The organism is Streptomyces sp. NPDC015127 (genome assembly GCF_043080095.1).
GTDB lineage: Bacteria > Actinomycetota > Actinomycetes > Streptomycetales > Streptomycetaceae > Streptomyces.
The window spans coordinates 432,694-448,762 of the sequence record NZ_JBIBVE010000004.1 but is presented as its reverse complement, the minus strand read 5'-3'; the positions used below and the strand labels follow the sequence as shown (position 1 = coordinate 448,762).

Sequence of the window (16,069 nt, the reverse complement as noted above, 5' to 3'; positions counted from 1 at the left end):
GTGGCCCGTCCAACACCTGATCGCTGGCCATTCACGCATCTGTGTTGTTGAATGCGGCGTGCCCCGAGACCTCGAGCCGCGCCTGCTGCGCGCCTTCGCCGCCGTCGCCGACGAACTCCACTTCACCCGCGCCGCCGCCCGGCTCTACGTCGCCCAGCAGGCGCTCAGCCGCGACGTCCGGCGGCTCGAACGCGAACTGGGCGTCGAGCTGTTCGTGCGGACCACCCGGCACGTGACGCTCACCGCGGACGGCGAGCGGCTGCTGCCGTACGCCCGGCGCGTTCTCGCCGCCCAGGACGAACTGCTCGCCGCCGCCGACGGGGCCACCCGCCCGCTGCTGGTCGACCTCAACAGCCCCGGCCCCACCATGACGTCCGCGCGCGTCCTCACCCGCGCCCGCACCCTCGCCCCGGAATGCGAGCTGATGGCCCGCTACGAGAGCGGACTGACCCATGCCGCGGCCGAGATCCTCGCCGGCCGCCTCGACGTGTCCTTCGGGCGCTTCGCCGGACTGGAGCCCTCCGTGCGGGCGCAGCTCGCCCAGCAGCCCGTACGGCTGGAACCGATGGCCGTCCTGCTGCCCGAGGCCCACCCGCTCACGGCAGGGGAGCACGTCCCTCTCGCCGCGCTGGCCGGCGAGACCGTGTACGCCGGCGACGGGAACCCGCGGACGCCGGAGTGGACCGACCTGGCGCGGCGGCTGTTCGCCGGGCGGGGGATCGCTGTCGCGCCGCCCGCGCCGCTGGCGGTGGGCGAGGAGGAGTTCCGGCGGGTGATGGAGAAGTTCGGCAACCCGGTGCTCGTCGTCGTCGACTTCCCCGCCCTGCCCGGCACCGTACGGCGGCCGCTCGTCGATCCCGTGCCGCTGTCGCCGGTCTCGCTGGTGTGGCGCAAGGGGCTGGGCCATCCCGGTCTGGATGCGCTGCGCCGGGCGGCGGCCGAGCTCGCGGCGCGTGAGGGCTGGCTGGAAAGGGATCCCGCCGGGTGGCTGCCGGAGAGCGACGCGGCCCTGCTGAACGACCACCTCTGAGGCCGCCTGGCCGGTGCCGCCGACCTCCGCGGCCTGCCGCCCGTCCCGGAGCCGGCCTCACGGGGGCGGTCCGGCGGGCGTGAGAGCAAGGTTTCGCACCGGTCACCTCGCGGCACCGGCCTGAAACGCGCCGTCCATAACGTCTTGTCCAGGACCAGACCCAGGTGGAGGCGCGCGATGGCAGGCCGATGGATCGAGCAGTGGGACCCCGAGGACGAGACCTTCTGGCAGACGAAGGGGGAGAGGATCGCCCGGCGCAATCTCGCCTTCTCCGTACTCAGTGAGCACATCGGCTTCTCCATCTGGAGCCTGTGGTCCGTGATGGTCCTCTTCATGGGACCCGAGTACGGCGTCGACCCGGCCGGGAAGTTCTTCCTGATCGCCACCGCGACCGTGGTCGGGGCGGTGATCCGGGTGCCGTACACCTTCGCCGTGGCCCGGTTCGGCGGACGCAACTGGACGATCTTCAGCGCCCTGCTGCTGCTCCTGCCGACCGGCGCGGCCTACGCGGTGATGGAGCCCGGCACCTCGTACGGCACCTTCCTCGCGGTCGCCGCCCTCACCGGCGTGGGCGGCGGCAACTTCGCCTCCTCGATGACCAACATCAACGCCTTCTTCCCGCTGCGGAAGAAGGGCTGGGCGCTCGGCCTCAACGCGGGCGGCGGCAACATCGGCGTCCCCGTCATCCAGCTCGTCGCCCTGCTGATCATCGGCACCGCCGGCGCGGCCCATCCCCGCCTCGTCCTCGGCATCTACCTGCCGCTCATCGTGGTCGCCGCCCTGTGTGCCGCCCTGTGGATGGACAACCTGGCGCCGGTCAAGAACGACACCGGGGCCGCGAAGGACGCCGCCAAGGACGGTCACACCTGGATCATGGCCTTCCTCTACATCGGCACCTTCGGCTCGTTCATCGGCTACAGCTTCGCCTTCGGCCTCGTGCTCCAGACCCAGTTCGGGCGCACCCCGCTCCAGGCCGCCTCGCTCACCTTCATCGGCCCGCTCCTCGGCTCGCTGATCCGGCCCCTCGGCGGGGCGCTCGCCGACCGCTTCGGCGGTGCCCGCATCACGCTGGGGAACTTCGCCGGCATGGCCGCCGCGACCGGTGTCGTCATCGCCGCGTCCGTCCAGGAGTCCCTCGGCGTCTTCCTCGTCGGCTTCATCGCCCTGTTCGTCCTGAGCGGCCTCGGCAACGGCTCGACCTACAAGATGATCCCCGGCATCTTCCAGAACAAGGCGCTGGCCATGGGCATGACCGGCGAGACCGCGGCCGCCTACGGGCGCCGGCTCTCCGGCGCCTCCATGGGGCTCATCGGGGCCGTCGGCGCCGTCGGCGGACTCGCGATCAACCTCGCCTTCCGCCAGTCCTTCCAGACCTCCGGCACGGGCACCGCTGCCTTCGTCGCCTTCCTCGCCTTCTACGCGATGTGCTCCGCCGTGACCTGGGCGGTATACCTTCGCCGGCCCGCCGTCGTCCCGGCCCGCACCGCGGAGTCCGCGGCGGAGCCCGAGCGCGCCTACGCCCGGGTCTGAGCCGGCCGGGCGGGTCGCCCGACGCGCCTTCGCGAGCGTAACAACGGCGAAATATGAGCGATCCGGGCCTGTCACGCGCCTTTGACAGGCTCGGCCGCCAGTTCAGCAGTCCAATGGGGTACATCCAGGGGCACATCCAGTAGGGACGACCGAGATGCACGACCACGGCCAACCGCACGGCCCGCTCGCGGGCTTCACCGTCGGCGTCACCGCCGCCCGCCGCGCCGACGAGCTCGGCGCACTGCTGCGACGGCGGGGCGCGGCCGTCCTGCACGCCCCGGCGCTGCGCATCGTGCCGCTCGCCGACGACGCCGAGCTGCTCGCCGCCACAAACGAACTCATCGACCACGCGCCCGACGTGGTCGTCGCCACCACCGCCATCGGCTTCCGCGGCTGGGTCGAGGCCGCCGACGGCTGGGGCTTCGGCGAGGACCTCCTCGACCGGCTGCGCGGCGTCGAACTCCTCGCGCGCGGACCGAAGGTGAAGGGCGCGATCCGGGCCGCCGGGCTCACCGAGGAGTGGTCCCCCGCCTCCGAGTCCATGGCGGAGGTGCTGGACCGGCTGCTCGACGAGGGCGTCGCCGGCCGCCGGATCGCGCTCCAGCTGCACGGCGAGCCGCTGCCCGGGTTCGTCGAATCGCTGCGGGCCGCGGGTGCCGACGTCGTCCTCGTCCCGGTCTACCGGTGGATGGAGCCGGAGGACATCGCCCCGCTCGACCGGCTCATCGACGCGACACTCGCGCGCGGCCTGGACGCCGTGACCTTCACGAGCGCGCCCGCCGCGGCGTCCCTGCTCTCCCGCGCGGAGAGCCGGGGACTGCTGGGCCAGTTGCTGGAGTCCTTCGAGCACGACGTCCTCGCGGCGTGCGTGGGGCCGGTCACGGCGGTGCCGCTCCAGGCGGCCGGGGTGACCACCGTGCAGCCCGAACGGTTCCGGCTCGGCCCGCTCGTCCAGCTGCTCGGCGCCGAACTGCCGGCCCGCGCCCGTACGCTCCCGATCGCGGGCCACCGCGTGGAGATCCGCGGGCACGCGGTCCTGGTCGACGACGACCTGCGCCCCGTGCCGCCCGCCGGTATGGCACTGCTGCGGGCGCTTTCGGTGCGGCCCGGCTGGGTCGTCTCCCGGGCCGACCTGCTGCGGGTGCTGCCCGGCACGGGCAAGGACGAGCACGCCGTCGAAACGGCGATGGCCCGTCTGCGGACGGCGCTGGGCGCGCCGAAGCTGATCCAGACGGTGGTCAAACGCGGGTACCGCTTGTCGCTGGACCCGGCGGCGGACGCGAAGTACGCGGGGGCGTGAGGGGGGCGCGTCGCGCCCGTGGTGCCCGGTCCGTGGTGTGGCGTGCTTACCGGGCGCTGCCCCGTGCCCCGCGCCTCAATCGCCGGCGGAGCCGAGTGGGCCGAAGGCTCGATGCGGGCTTTCGGGGGCGCGGGTGGGCGGGCACTCTGGTGGGGACACGCGGCGGTGAACCCCTAGGCGGTGACAGGCGCATGGCGGCGGGCACGGGCTCGTACGAGTGGCGGTTCGACTCCGGGCGCGTCTGCCTGGATCTCGTGGCCACGGCACCACAGGCCGACCGGGCGGGCGACCGGTGCGAACCGCTCGCCGGGCCGGGGCGGCTCGCCCACTGGCTGGCGGCCGCCGGGCTCGTGCCCGGCGGGACCCTGATCGGCGCCGTCGACGCCTCCTGGGTCAGCGGCTTCGTCGAACTTCGCGAATGCGTCGAGCAGTTGGTGGGCGCCGCACTCGAAGGACGCGCCGCGGGACCGGCGTTGGAGACCCTCAACGCCCTCGCCGCGGGGCCGCCGCCCGGCATCAGGGCCGTACGGGACCAGGACGGCACGCTCGTACGGGCGTTGAGCACCGCCCCCGGGCGGGACGCGCTGCTCGCGGCCGTCGCCCGCGACGCCGTCGACCTGCTCACCGACCCCGTCGCCCGCTCCCGGCTCCGCCGGTGCGAGGGCGACAGCTGCGCCCGCGTCTATCTGGACACCTCCCGCGGCCGGCGGCGGCGCTGGTGCTCCAGCGAGGTGTGCGGCAATCGCGAGCGCGTGGCCCGCCACCGGCGCAAAGCGGCCGCCCACTGAAAGATCTCGAAAATTTCTTCTCCGCGCGTTGAGTGATCCCCCGTCGGCCCCCGTAGTGAAGGGGGACCAGGAAACAGGGTCTCGACCGGGAGGTTCAGGTGCGCAAGGATGCCGCCGTGGCCGATGACCGTCCGCAACGGGCCCGCCATCGCAGGGGGCACCACCCGGGCCCGGAGGGCTCCGGGGGAGAAAGGCCGCGTATCGACACCTCCGTGCCCGACGAGGAGCTGATGCGCGCGCTGTACCGCGAACACGCGGGACCGTTGCTCGCCTACGTACTGCGTCTCGTCGCCGGCGACCGCCAGCGAGCCGAGGACGTCGTGCAGGAGACGCTCATCCGTGCCTGGAAGAACGCCGGCCAGCTCAACCGGGCGACCGGCTCTGTCCGACCCTGGCTGGTGACGGTCGCCCGGCGCATCGTCATCGACGGTCACCGCAGCCGGCAGGCCCGGCCGCAGGAGGTCGATCCGTCGCCGCTGGAGGTCATGCCCGCGGAGGACGAGATCGACAAGGCGTTGTGGCTGATGACGCTCTCGGATGCGCTCGACGATTTGACGCCCGCCCACAGGGAAGTCCTTGTCGAGACGTATTTCAAGGGGCGTACGGTCAATGAGGCGGCCGAAACGCTCGGCATACCCAGTGGGACCGTGCGGTCCCGAGTGTTCTACGCGCTCCGTTCGATGAAGCTCGCTCTGGAGGAGAGGGGGGTCTCGGCATGACCAGGTACGAGCAGGAGTCCGTACACGACGCCGTCGGCGCGTACGTGCTCGGCGTGCTCGACGACGCGGACGCCTCCGCCTTCGAGGCGCATCTCGCCGGATGCGACATCTGCGTCGCCCGCCTCGAGGAGTTCTCGGGGATGGAGCCGATGCTGGCGATGCTGGCCGAGGCACCCGCCCCGCCGCCGCAGAACGTCCAGGGCCTGCCCGGCATGCCGGGCCGCATGGACTTCCCGCCGTCGCGCCCGGCACCCGTCGTCCCCACCTCCCCGAGCCCGCGGGTCCTCGACGGCCTGCTGAACGAAGTGGCGGCGGGCCGCGCCGCCAAGCGCCGGCGCGGCATGTACCTCCTCGCGGCCGCGGCGGCCCTGATCATCGGCGGCCCGGCCGTCGCGGTCGTCGTCACGGCCGACGACACCACCGGCAACCAGGCGGTCGAGCCGCATCCCACCAGCCCCGCCGAGGACGCCTTCTTCAACCACATGGAGGAGAAGGTGCGCGCCACCGACGCGTCGACCAAGGTCAGCGCGGTCGTCGGCATGGAGAAAAAGGGCTGGGGCACCCACACCGTCCTGGAGCTGAAGAACGTCAAGGGCCCCCTGAAGTGCAACCTCATCGCCGTCTCCAAGACCGGCGAGGAGGAGGTCGTCACGTCCTGGGCCGTGCCGAAGTGGGGATACGGCATCCCCGACAGCCCCGACAAGGCGGCGAAGAACCCGCTGTACGTGCACGGCGGCGCCGCCATGGACCGCAACGACATCGACCACTTCGAGGTGCGCACCTTCGACGGACAGCGCCTCGTCGAGGTCGACGCGTAGTCCGCCGCCGGACGCGCCCGGGCACACCGTTGTCCTGGCGCGGCCGGTACAGGTGCAATGTCCGCCCCCCTTGGCGTACGGTTGACGGCTGCCCAGTGCACGTCAGAAGGGGGCCTCGGTGGCCGCGCAGGATGCCGCTGAATCCGTTGATTCCGTTGTCGACACCATGATCGGCTCCGCAGCCGACTCGGTGCGGGACCGGGAGATCGCCGTCGAACAGATCCACCTGGACCGGGTGTACCGCCGCCTCGAGGAGAAGATCCACGAGGCGGAGTTCCTGATGAGCGACGCCGCCAAGCGGGGCCAGGTCGGCACCCCCGGCGCGCTCGCCGAACGGGACGCCCAGGTCTTCCGCGCCGGCGTGCACCTGAACCGGCTCAACAACGAGTTCGAGGACTTCCTCTTCGGCCGGATCGACCTGCTGTACGGGAAGGACGGCCAGAAGGGCCCCGACGGCGCGTACACCTCCGTCGAGCCCGCCGACGACGCCGTACGGCCGGACAACACCGCCGACATCGGCGAGACCCTGCACATCGGCCGCATCGGCGTCCTGGACTCCGACTACGCCCCGCTGGTCATCGACTGGCGCGCCCCGGCCGCCGCGCCCTTCTACCGCTCCACGCCCGTCGACCCGGGCCGTGTGGTGCGCAGGCGCGTCATCCGTTCCAAGGGGCGCAAGGTCCTCGGCGTCGAGGACGACCTGATGCGCCCCGAGCTGACCGCCACCCTCGGCGGCGAGCGGCTGCCCGTCGTCGGCGACGGCGCGCTGATGGCGGCCCTGGGGCAGGCCCGCAGCCACACCATGCGCGACATCGTCGCCTCCATCCAGGCCGAGCAGGACCTCGTCATCCGCGCGCCCGCCGCCTCCGTGACCTATGTCGAGGGCGGCCCGGGCACGGGCAAGACGGCGGTCGCCCTGCACCGGGCCGCGTACCTGCTCTACCAGGACCGCCGGCGCTACGCGGGCGGCATCCTGATCGTCTCCCCGACCCCGCTCCTGGTGGCCTACACCGAGGGCGTGCTGCCCTCGCTCGGCGAGGAGGGACAGGTCGCCATCCGCGCGGTCGGCTCGCTCGTGGACGGCGCGGAGGCGACGGCGTACGACGAACCGGCCGTGGCCCGCGTCAAGGGCTCCTCCCGGATGCTCAAGGTGCTGCGCAAGGCCGCCAGAGGCGCCCTCGAACGGGCGGAGGCCCCCACGATGCTGCGGGTGGTCGCCTTCGGGCGGCGTCTGGAGCTGGAGGCCGACGAGCTCCAGCGCATCCGCAACAACGTGCTCGGCGGCACCACCCCCGTCAACCTGCTGCGCCCCCGCGCCCGCCGGCTGCTGCTGGACGCCCTGTACGCCAAGTCCGGCGCCGCCGGCCGGCACACGGACCCCGAGCTGGCCGCCGAGCTGCGCTCGTCCTTCGACGAGGACGTCACCGGCGAGGACAGCTTCCTCGCGTTCCTGGACGCCTGGTGGCCGGAGCTGACCCCGCGCGGGGTGCTGGCGGCCATGGCGGACGAGAAGCGGCTCGGCCGCTGGGCCCGCCGGGTGCTCAACCCGGGGGAGGTGCGCAGGCTCGCCCGCTCGCTGCGCCGCGACGCCCTGAGCGTGCACGACGTGGCGCTCCTGGACGAGCTGGGCACCCTGCTCGGCACGCCCGCCCGGCCGCGCAGGAAGCGCGAGCTCGACCCGCTGGACCAGCTCACCGGTCTCGACGAGCTGATGCCGCAGCGCGAGGAGTCGCAGCGCGAACGCGCGGAGCGGCTCGCCGCCGAGCGGACCGAGTACGCGCACGTGATCGTCGACGAGGCGCAGGACCTCACCCCCATGCAGTGGCGCATGGTCGGCCGCCGCGGCAGACACGCCACCTGGACGGTGGTGGGCGATCCGGCCCAGTCGTCCTGGTCGTCCCCGGACGAGGCGGCCGAGGCACGCGACGAGGCGCTGGGGACCCGTCCGCGGCGCCGCTTCGAGCTGACCGTGAACTACCGGAACCCGGCCGAGATCGCCGAGCTGGCCGCCAGGGTGCTCGCCCTCGCGATGCCCGGCATGCAGGCCCCCTCGGCGGTCCGCTCGACCGGAGTGGAGCCGCGGTTCGCCGTCGTCCCGGACGGCGACCTGGCCGGGGCGGTGCGGGCCGAGGCCGAGCGGCTGCTGGAACGGGTGGAGGGGACCGTCGGTGTCGTCGTCGCCATGAACCGGCGCGAGGAGGCGGCGCGCTGGCTCGCGGGCCTCGGTGAGCGGGTGGTGGCCCTGGGCTCCCTGGAGGCCAAGGGGCTGGAGTACGACGCGACGGTGGTGGTCTCGCCCGCGGAGATCGCGGACGAGTCCCCGGCCGGGCTGCGGGTGCTGTACGTGGCGCTGACCCGTGCGACGCAGCAGCTCACTGTCGTCTCGGACCGCCGTGACGAGCCGGACGGGGAGGGTGTGCCGGACCTGTTGCGCGACTGACGGCGAGTCAACGTGCGGTACGGGAATCACTTGCCCGGGTGGTGCGTTAGCCTGGGTGTGGCACCGGCTCGATCCAAGCCCCCGGGCCCAACCTTCGTCGCTACGAGCGACCACTTGCCGCGAGGCGAGCATGGCGGGTCGGTGCCACTCGAACAGCCGGGAAGAGGCTCGGACCACCGCATCGGTGGTCCGAGCCTCTTCTGTTTCCCCGCAACTTCTCGTATGGTGGAAAAGAGTTTCCGAAAACAAAATGACCGCATTACCTGCTACCGGCAGGTAGGTGTCACCATCGGAAGGCGCTGCCGGGCCCGGCCCCGGGCGTCGCATAGCAACGAATGCTAGGGAAAGCAGAGGAACCCGGTCATGGCAACGGCGCCCAGCGTCTCGTACTCGATGACGGTCCGGCTGGAGGTGCCCGCGAGCGGAACCGCGGTCTCCCAGCTCACCACGGTGGTGGAGTCCAACGGCGGCTCCGTGACCGGCCTCGACGTGACCGCTTCCGGCCACGAGAAGCTGCGCATCGACGTCACGATCGCCGCGACCTCGACCGCGCACGCCGACGAGATCGTCGAGGAACTGCGCAGGATCGAGGGCGTCGTCCTCGGCAAGGTCTCCGACCGTACGTTCCTGATGCACCTCGGCGGCAAGATCGAGATGGCGTCCAAGCACCCCATCCGCAACCGTGACGACCTGTCGATGATCTACACGCCGGGTGTGGCCCGTGTGTGCATGGCGATCGCGGAGAACCCGGAGGACGCGCGCCGTCTGACCATCAAGCGCAACTCCGTTGCAGTGGTGACGGACGGCTCCGCGGTGCTGGGCCTGGGCAACATCGGCCCGAAGGCCGCGCTGCCGGTCATGGAGGGCAAGGCGGCCCTGTTCAAGCGGTTCGCCGGTATCGACGCGTGGCCGATCTGCCTGGACACCCAGGACAGCGACGCGATCGTCGAGATCGTCAAGGCGATCGCTCCCGGCTTCGCCGGCATCAACCTGGAGGACATCTCCGCGCCCCGCTGCTTCGAGATCGAGGCCCGGCTGCGCGAGGCGCTGGACATCCCCGTCTTCCACGACGACCAGCACGGCACGGCCATCGTCGTCCTCGCCGCCCTGACCAACGCGCTGCGTGTGGTGGGCAAGTCGGTGGGGGACGTGCGGGTGGTCATGTCGGGTGCGGGCGCCGCCGGTACGGCCATTTTGAAACTGCTGATCGCGGCGGGCGTCAAGCACGCGGTGGTGGCCGACATCCAGGGTGTGGTGCACGCGGGGCGCGAGGACCTGATCGGTGCCACCGCCGACTCGCCGCTGCGCTGGATCGCGGACAACACCAACCCGGAGGGTGTCACCGGCACGCTCAAGGAGGCGGTCGTCGGCGCGGACGTCTTCATCGGTGTCTCGGCGCCGAACCTGCTCGGTGCGGAGGATGTCGCGGCCATGGCCGAAGGCGCGATCGTGTTCGCGCTCGCGAACCCGGACCCCGAGGTCGACCCGGCAATCGCCCGTCAGACGGCGGCAGTTGTGGCGACCGGCCGCTCCGACTTCCCCAACCAGATCAACAACGTCCTGGTGTTCCCGGGTGTGTTCCGCGGCCTGCTGGACGCCCAGTCCCGGACCGTCAACACCGAGATGATGCTTGCGGCCGCGACCGCGCTCGCGGACGTCGTCACCGAGGACGAGATCAACCCGAACTACATCATTCCCTCGGTCTTCAACGACAAGGTGGCGGGCGCCGTCGCGGGCGCCGTCCGCGAGGCCGCGAAGGCCGCGGCAGCGGCTGTGACGGGCCCCACGTCCGCCTGACATACGGCGCGTCGCGGGTCGCGGCACCGCAAACCCCCCTTTAGGGTGGCGGACCATGAGCCCGCGGCCGAGTCCGAGCCGCGGTCGGGCCGCTCCAATGAGTCTCAAGGGAGTCGACGGAACGTCACCACGACGAGGCGCTGGCGCTTTTCGTGTGACTCCGGAGGGTGCCGGATTGGCTTTCCCGCCGCTGGTGGGGGCAGGATGCTTCCTCGAGGACCTGCGTCCTGGGGGGACCCCCGCGGGCGCGGAGGGGTCTGACAGCAGACCCGGGTCCGGGGACTGTCCGAGGGCCCTGGCAGCATCGGCTTCGATCCACGCCTCACAGGCAAGAAGAACACGGGAGTAACGAAATGAACCGCAGTGAGCTGGTGGCCGCGCTGGCCGACCGCGCCGAGGTGACCCGCAAGGACGCCGACGCCGTGCTGGCCGCTCTCGCCGAGACCGTCGGCGAGGTCGTCGCCAAGGGCGACGAGAAGGTCACCATCCCCGGCTTCCTGACCTTCGAGCGCACCCACCGTGCCGCTCGCACCGCTCGTAACCCGCAGACCGGCGACCCGATCCAGATCCCGGCCGGCTACAGCGTGAAGGTCTCCGCGGGCTCGAAGCTCAAGGAAGCCGCCAAGGGCAAGTAAGGCCTGAAAGCGCCGGAAGGGCGGGCCCCGCCAAGGGTGCCCGCCCTTCCGCACGCGTACGGCCTGCGGGCCATGATGTCCCGAGGCGGGCTTGGCCCCGCCGTTTGGCCTGTCGCCCGTGGTGGTGTCCTTGACCGGTGGTGTCCTTGACCGGGCCGGCCCGGCCGTTTCGGCCTGGCGGCCGTGGCGCTCTTGAAGCGGGCTTGGCCGCGCCGTTTGGCCTGTCGCCCGTGGTGTCTTTGACCGGGTGGCCGGGCTGTTTCGGCCCGGCGGCCGTGGCGCTCCGAAGCGGGGCGTGGCCCCGCCCGGGCGGTCCTGCGCCCCCGGGCCCTGCGGCCCCGGTCCGACGGATCTGTGCCCCAACCCTGTACGGGCTGGCGTGCAAGGGGCCCGGGGTCTTCGCCCCCGGGCCCCTTGCACTTTGGTGGCGCGGCGGGCTTCGGGGCTTTGCGCCCATCTACGGCCCCGACGGGGGTTTGACTTCGCCCCACGCACCGCCCGTACGGCAGGCGGCGCTGCGGGGTCAACGGCCTGGCGGCGTCTCCTGGGGCTTCGCCCCGGGGCCAGCGGCCCGGCGGGCTTCGGCGCCGGCCCCCCGTGCGGGCTGGCGGTACGGGCCTGGGAGCCTCGCCCCAGGACCCCGCGACCTGCGGCCGACGGCCCTGCGCCCCGGCGTCGGCGCGGGCTTCGCGCCTTCGCCCCCGCGGCCCGAGCGCCCCCGCGGCCCGAGCGCCCCCGCGACCCCGTGGCGGCGCGGGCGGGAGTGCACCCTCCGGCGCAGCGTCGAGCCCCCTGGTTCACCCGGGCCCGCCTCGGTGGCAGGCGGCGTCTCACGTGCAGTGCACGCGTCCGGGGGCGCGGACGGCGGGACGGCGACGGCCCCCGCGGAGAATCCGCGAGGGCCGGTCGGGAGGTGAGGGCGGGTCAGACGATCGGGCCGCCCGGCAGTTCCACCTTCGCGCCGAGCTTCTCCAGCTTCTCCATGAAGTTCTCGTAGCCGCGGTTGATCAGGTCGATGCCGTGCACCCGGCTCGTCCCCTGCGCCGCCAGTGCCGCGATCAGGTACGAGAAGCCGCCGCGCAGGTCCGGGATGACCAGGTCCGCGCCCTGGAGCTTCGTCGGGCCCGACACGACCGCCGAGTGGAGGAAGTTGCGCTGGCCGAAGCGGCAGTCGGAGCCGCCCAGGCACTCCCGGTACAGCTGGATGTGCGCGCCCATCTGGTTCAGCGCGGACGTGAAGCCGAGCCGCGACTCGTACACCGTCTCGTGCACGATCGACAGGCCCGTCGCCTGCGTCAGGGCCACGACCAGCGGCTGCTGCCAGTCGGTCTGGAAGCCGGGGTGGACGTCCGTCTCCAGCGCGATGGACTTCAGCCGGCCGCCGGGGTGCCAGAAGCGGATGCCCTCGTCGTCGATCTCGAAGGCGCCGCCGACCTTCCGGTACGTGTTCAGGAAGGTCATCATCGAGCGCTGCTGGGCACCGCGCACATAGATGTTGCCCTCGGTGGCCAGCGCCGCAGAAGCCCAGGACGCGGCCTCCAGGCGGTCCGGGAGCGCCCGGTGGGTGTAGCCGCCGAGCTTGTCGACACCGGTGATCCGGATCGTCCGGTCAGTGTCCATGGAAATGATCGCGCCCATTTTCTGCAGGACGCAGATCAGGTCCTCGATCTCCGGCTCGACCGCCGCGTTGGTCAGCTCGGTGACACCCTCGGCGAGCACGGCCGTCAGCAGCACCTGCTCGGTCGAGCCGACCGACGGGTACGGCAGACGGATCTTTGTGCCGCGCAGGCGCTGCGGCGCCTCCAGGTACTGGCCGTCCGCGCGCTTCTCGATCGTCGCGCCGAACTGACGCAGCACGTCGAAGTGGAAGTCGATCGGCCGGCCGCCGATGTCGCAGCCGCCCAGGCCGGGGATGAACGCGTGCCCGAGCCGGTGCAGCAGCGGGCCGCAGAACAGGATCGGGATGCGCGACGAGCCCGCGTGGGCATCGATGTCGGCGACGTTGGCGCTCTCGACGTACGTGGGGTCGAGGACCAGCTCGCCGGGTTCGTCGCCGGGGCGGACCGTCACACCGTGCAGCTGCAGCAGTCCGCGGACGACTCTCACATCGCGGATGTCGGGCACATTGCGCAGCCGGCTCGGTTCGCTGCCGAGCAGTGCGGCGACCATCGCCTTGGGCACGAGGTTCTTCGCGCCGCGGACGCGGATCTCGCCCTCGAGCGGGGTGCCGCCGTGGACAAGCAGTACATCGTCTGTGCCGGTCATGTATCTCGCGTTCCGGAGTCGTCGGTCGGGTGGCCAGAGAAAAGGGTAAGGGGCCCGGAGCCCTGCGATGTATGGGTGAGACGCCCCTTGGTACGTAATGAATTCGGCACAACACGTTCCGTCCGCCGTCTCTCGCGCACCGTCACCGCCCCTCGGGTGCCGTCGGGGGCGGACGCCTCCGCGTGCGGCGCGCTCCGACCTGCGCCCCCGCGCACCGCGGCGGCGTACTGTGCCGCTCCGGCCCCGCGGAGGCCCCAGATGCGGGATCATGTGTCGCATGACCGAGGTGTCCTCGCTCACAGGGCGGCTGCTCGTCGCCACACCTGCCCTCGCGGACCCGAATTTCGACCGCGCGGTGGTCCTGCTGCTCGATCACGACGACGAGGGCTCCCTCGGTGTCGTCCTCAACAGGCCCACGCCCGTGGACGTGGGCGACATCCTCGAGTCCTGGGCCGCGCTGGCCGGGGAGCCCGGTGTCGTCTTCCAGGGCGGTCCCGTCTCGCTCGACTCGGCGCTCGGCGTCGCGGTGATCCCCGGCGACGAGGGCCCGCTCGGCTGGCGGCGGGTGTACGGGGCGATCGGCCTGGTCGACCTCGAGGCGCCGCCCGAGCTGCTCGGCTCGGCACTCGGTTCGCTGCGGATCTTCGCGGGGTACGCCGGCTGGGGGCCCGGCCAGCTGGAGGCGGAGCTGCAGGACGGCGCGTGGTACGTCGTGGAGTCGGAGCCCGGCGACGTGTCCTCGCCCAGGCCGGAGACGCTGTGGCGTGCGGTGCTGCGCCGCCAGCGCAACGAACTGGCCATGTTCGCGACCTATCCGGACGACCCGTCCCTCAACTGACGCGGATCGCCGCGCGCGGGGTCCACGCTCCCGTACCGGCGCTCGCGTGGGTACCCTTGGAGCTCATGAGCACTCTTGAGCCCGAGCGCGGGACAGGCACCGGGACCCTGGTAGAGCCGACGCCGCAGGTGTCGCACGGCGACGGCGACCACGAGCGCTTCGCCCATTACGTCCAGAAGGACAAGATCATGGCGAGTGCCCTCGACGGCACTCCCGTGGTGGCGCTGTGCGGAAAGGTCTGGGTGCCGGGGCGCGATCCCAAGAAGTACCCGGTCTGCCCGATGTGCAAGGAGATCTACGAGTCCATGGGCTCGGGTGGCGACAAGGGCAAGGACGGCGACAAGAAGAAGTAGTCCGCCGCTGCTCGACAGCTTCGACAGCTTCGTCCGACGGCCCCCGGGGCGCGCGTTTCGCGTGCCCCGGGGGCCGTTCGCGTGTTTCCGGGACGGCGTCGCGGCGTTGCACGCTATGCAGCTGCCGGTCACAGAGTGGTTGAGACCTCTTGTCGGGCTCCGGGGACCCCTCTAGCCTCCAGCGTGTTGTGCAGAACGAAACAGTCGTTGCACATGTTGCAACGCCATGACGCGTGGGGGTTTCCCGCATGAAGCTCGTCTCCACACTCGCCGCCCCCGTGGCGGCCCTCGCTCTGGCGGGCCTCACCGCCACCGCCTGCGCCCCCCGGACCTCCGACACCGGCGCCAAGGAGGACGCCAGGAGCGGCACCCTGCGGGTGTGGCTCTTCCAGGAGGTCAACAACAAGCCCAAGGAACAGGTCGTCGACGCCGCGGTCGCCGCCTTCGAGAAGGCGCACCGGGGCGCACAGGTCGAGGTCGAGTACATCCCCGTCGAAACGCGGGCCCAGCGCATCAAGGCCGCCTTCAACGACCCGGCGAGCGCTCCCGACGTCATCGAGTACGGCAACACCGACACCGCCGGCTACGTCAAGGACGGCGGACTCGCTGATGTCACCGCCGAGTTCGACGCCTGGGACGAGGCGAAGGACACCGACCCCACCGCCCGGGAGTCCGTCACGGTCGGCGGGAAGGTCTACGGCGCGCCCCTGTTCGTCGGAGCCCGCGCGCTCTACTACCGCACCGACGTCTTCGAGGAACTGGGCATCGAACCGCCGCGGACCCAGGACGAACTGATCGCCACCGCCAAGGCGATCCGCAAGCAGAAGCCCGACCTGTACGGGCTCGCGGTCGGCGGCGCGTACACGTACGGCGCGATGCCCTTCATCTGGGCGGCCGGCGGCGAACTGGCCTCCGAGAGCGGCGGCACCTACACGTCCGCCATCGACAGCGCCGCCGCCCAGAAGGGCATCAAGAGCTACACGTCCCTCTTCGGCGACGACAACTGCCCGGCCGCCAAGTGCGCCTCCATGAACGGCAACGCCACCGTCACCGCGTTCGCCTCCGGCAAGGCGGCCATGGCCATCGGCGGCGACTTCAGCCACCAGGCCGTCGAGGCCGGCTTGGTCAAGGGCAAGTACGCCGTCGTGCCGCTGCCCGGCGTGAAGGCGGGGGAGATCGCCCCGGCCTTCGCGGGCGGCAACAACATCGGTGTGCTCAAGAGCAGTTCGCACCGGACGCTGGCGGTGGACCTGATGAAGCGGTTCGCGGGCAAGGAGACGCAGGCGAAGCTGTTCGACGCGATGGGCTTCCTGCCGACGTACACCGATGTGCGGGCCGAGGCCGCGAAGAAGGAGCCGTTCGTCGAACCGTTCATCAAGACGCTCGGCGCGGGCGCCAGGTTCGTGCCGGCCTCCCCGGCCTGGGGCCAGATCGACGCCTCGCTCGTCCTGCCCACGATGTTCCAGGAGATCGTCAGCGGCAAGAAGGACGTGGCGGCAGCATCCGAGGACGCGGCGAAGAAGATGGACGCGGCGTTCGCGTCGGCGGGCTGACGC

The 16,069-nt window shown here is 71.9% G+C and carries 13 protein-coding genes; 12 read left to right on the top strand and 1 reads right to left on the bottom strand.

Annotated features, from left to right (window positions below; translation table 11 throughout):
• Positions 1-58: 58 nt before the first annotated feature.
• The 9 genes from ACF08N_RS10945 to ACF08N_RS10905 all read left to right on the top strand — a co-directional run bounded on the left by ACF08N_RS10945 (position 59) and on the right by ACF08N_RS10905 (position 11,057).
• Entirely contained in the window at positions 59-1,030 is a 972-nt protein-coding gene (locus tag ACF08N_RS10945) for a LysR family transcriptional regulator (RefSeq protein WP_392324277.1), read from the top strand.
• 177 nt (positions 1,031-1,207) lie between these two features.
• The gene (locus tag ACF08N_RS10940; protein WP_392324276.1) at positions 1,208-2,560 is read left to right on the top strand and encodes a nitrate/nitrite transporter; all 1,353 of its coding nucleotides are present in this window, start codon (positions 1,208-1,210) and stop codon (positions 2,558-2,560) included.
• 154 nt (positions 2,561-2,714) lie between these two features.
• Positions 2,715-3,860 carry a uroporphyrinogen-III synthase gene (locus tag ACF08N_RS10935; protein WP_392324275.1) on the top strand — a complete coding sequence of 382 codons (1,146 nt, stop codon included), beginning with the start codon at positions 2,715-2,717 and terminating at the stop codon, positions 3,858-3,860.
• Between the two features lie 191 nt (positions 3,861-4,051).
• Positions 4,052-4,648 carry a CGNR zinc finger domain-containing protein gene (locus ACF08N_RS10930; RefSeq protein WP_392324274.1) on the top strand — a complete coding sequence of 199 codons (597 nt, stop codon included), beginning with the start codon at positions 4,052-4,054 and terminating at the stop codon, positions 4,646-4,648.
• A 98-nt stretch (positions 4,649-4,746) separates the two neighbouring features.
• The gene (locus tag ACF08N_RS10925; RefSeq protein ID WP_392324273.1) at positions 4,747-5,367 is read left to right on the top strand and encodes a sigma-70 family RNA polymerase sigma factor; all 621 of its coding nucleotides are present in this window, start codon (positions 4,747-4,749) and stop codon (positions 5,365-5,367) included.
• Positions 5,364-6,185 carry an anti-sigma factor family protein gene (locus ACF08N_RS10920; RefSeq protein WP_392324272.1) on the top strand — a complete coding sequence of 274 codons (822 nt, stop codon included), beginning with the start codon at positions 5,364-5,366 and terminating at the stop codon, positions 6,183-6,185. Before ACF08N_RS10925 ends, ACF08N_RS10920 begins: the two co-directional genes overlap by 4 nt.
• A gap of 166 nt (positions 6,186-6,351) precedes the next feature.
• A complete protein-coding gene (locus ACF08N_RS10915; protein ID WP_392324271.1) occupies positions 6,352-8,625 on the top strand; it encodes a HelD family protein in 2,274 nt (757 codons plus the stop codon).
• A 363-nt stretch (positions 8,626-8,988) separates the two neighbouring features.
• Complete coding sequence (locus ACF08N_RS10910; protein ID WP_392324270.1) at positions 8,989-10,422, top strand: NAD-dependent malic enzyme; 1,434 nt, start codon at positions 8,989-8,991, stop codon at positions 10,420-10,422.
• Between the two features lie 353 nt (positions 10,423-10,775).
• Positions 10,776-11,057, top strand: a complete 282-nt coding sequence (locus ACF08N_RS10905) for an HU family DNA-binding protein (RefSeq protein ID WP_004571953.1) — start codon at positions 10,776-10,778, stop codon at positions 11,055-11,057.
• A 924-nt stretch (positions 11,058-11,981) separates the two neighbouring features.
• On the opposite strand, the gene murA is transcribed toward ACF08N_RS10905, so the two are convergent.
• Positions 11,982-13,322, bottom strand: a complete 1,341-nt coding sequence (murA, locus tag ACF08N_RS10900) for a UDP-N-acetylglucosamine 1-carboxyvinyltransferase (RefSeq protein ID WP_392324269.1) — start codon at positions 13,320-13,322, stop codon at positions 11,982-11,984.
• Positions 13,323-13,599: 277 nt separating this feature from the next.
• Here murA and ACF08N_RS10895 point away from each other — a divergent pair, with 277 nt between their 5' ends.
• From ACF08N_RS10895 to ACF08N_RS10885, 3 genes are all read left to right on the top strand, one after another.
• The gene (locus ACF08N_RS10895; RefSeq protein WP_307715238.1) at positions 13,600-14,160 is read left to right on the top strand and encodes a YqgE/AlgH family protein; all 561 of its coding nucleotides are present in this window, start codon (positions 13,600-13,602) and stop codon (positions 14,158-14,160) included.
• A 65-nt stretch (positions 14,161-14,225) separates the two neighbouring features.
• Positions 14,226-14,513, top strand: a complete 288-nt coding sequence (locus ACF08N_RS10890; RefSeq protein WP_392324268.1) for a DUF3039 domain-containing protein — start codon at positions 14,226-14,228, stop codon at positions 14,511-14,513.
• Between the two features lie 248 nt (positions 14,514-14,761).
• Positions 14,762-16,066 carry an extracellular solute-binding protein gene (locus tag ACF08N_RS10885; protein WP_392324267.1) on the top strand — a complete coding sequence of 435 codons (1,305 nt, stop codon included), beginning with the start codon at positions 14,762-14,764 and terminating at the stop codon, positions 16,064-16,066.
• The last annotated feature ends 3 nt before the right edge of the window (positions 16,067-16,069 follow it).

Bases quoted from the DNA above. Each gene is read 5' to 3' on its own strand.
- ACF08N_RS10940 (WP_392324276.1), top strand. From the start codon at position 1,208: ATGGCAGGCCGATGGATCGAGCAGTGGGACCCCGAGGACGAGACCTTC.
- ACF08N_RS10935 (WP_392324275.1), top strand. From the start codon at position 2,715: ATGCACGACCACGGCCAACCGCACGGCCCGCTCGCGGGCTTCACCGTC.
- ACF08N_RS10930 (WP_392324274.1), top strand. From the start codon at position 4,052: ATGGCGGCGGGCACGGGCTCGTACGAGTGGCGGTTCGACTCCGGGCGC.
- ACF08N_RS10920 (WP_392324272.1), top strand. From the start codon at position 5,364: ATGACCAGGTACGAGCAGGAGTCCGTACACGACGCCGTCGGCGCGTAC.
- ACF08N_RS10915 (WP_392324271.1), top strand. From the start codon at position 6,352: ATGATCGGCTCCGCAGCCGACTCGGTGCGGGACCGGGAGATCGCCGTC.
- ACF08N_RS10910 (WP_392324270.1), top strand. From the start codon at position 8,989: ATGGCAACGGCGCCCAGCGTCTCGTACTCGATGACGGTCCGGCTGGAG.
- ACF08N_RS10905 (WP_004571953.1), top strand. From the start codon at position 10,776: ATGAACCGCAGTGAGCTGGTGGCCGCGCTGGCCGACCGCGCCGAGGTG.
- murA (WP_392324269.1), bottom strand. From the start codon at position 13,322: ATGACCGGCACAGACGATGTACTGCTTGTCCACGGCGGCACCCCGCTC.
- ACF08N_RS10895 (WP_307715238.1), top strand. From the start codon at position 13,600: ATGACCGAGGTGTCCTCGCTCACAGGGCGGCTGCTCGTCGCCACACCT.
- ACF08N_RS10890 (WP_392324268.1), top strand. From the start codon at position 14,226: ATGAGCACTCTTGAGCCCGAGCGCGGGACAGGCACCGGGACCCTGGTA.
- ACF08N_RS10885 (WP_392324267.1), top strand. From the start codon at position 14,762: ATGAAGCTCGTCTCCACACTCGCCGCCCCCGTGGCGGCCCTCGCTCTG.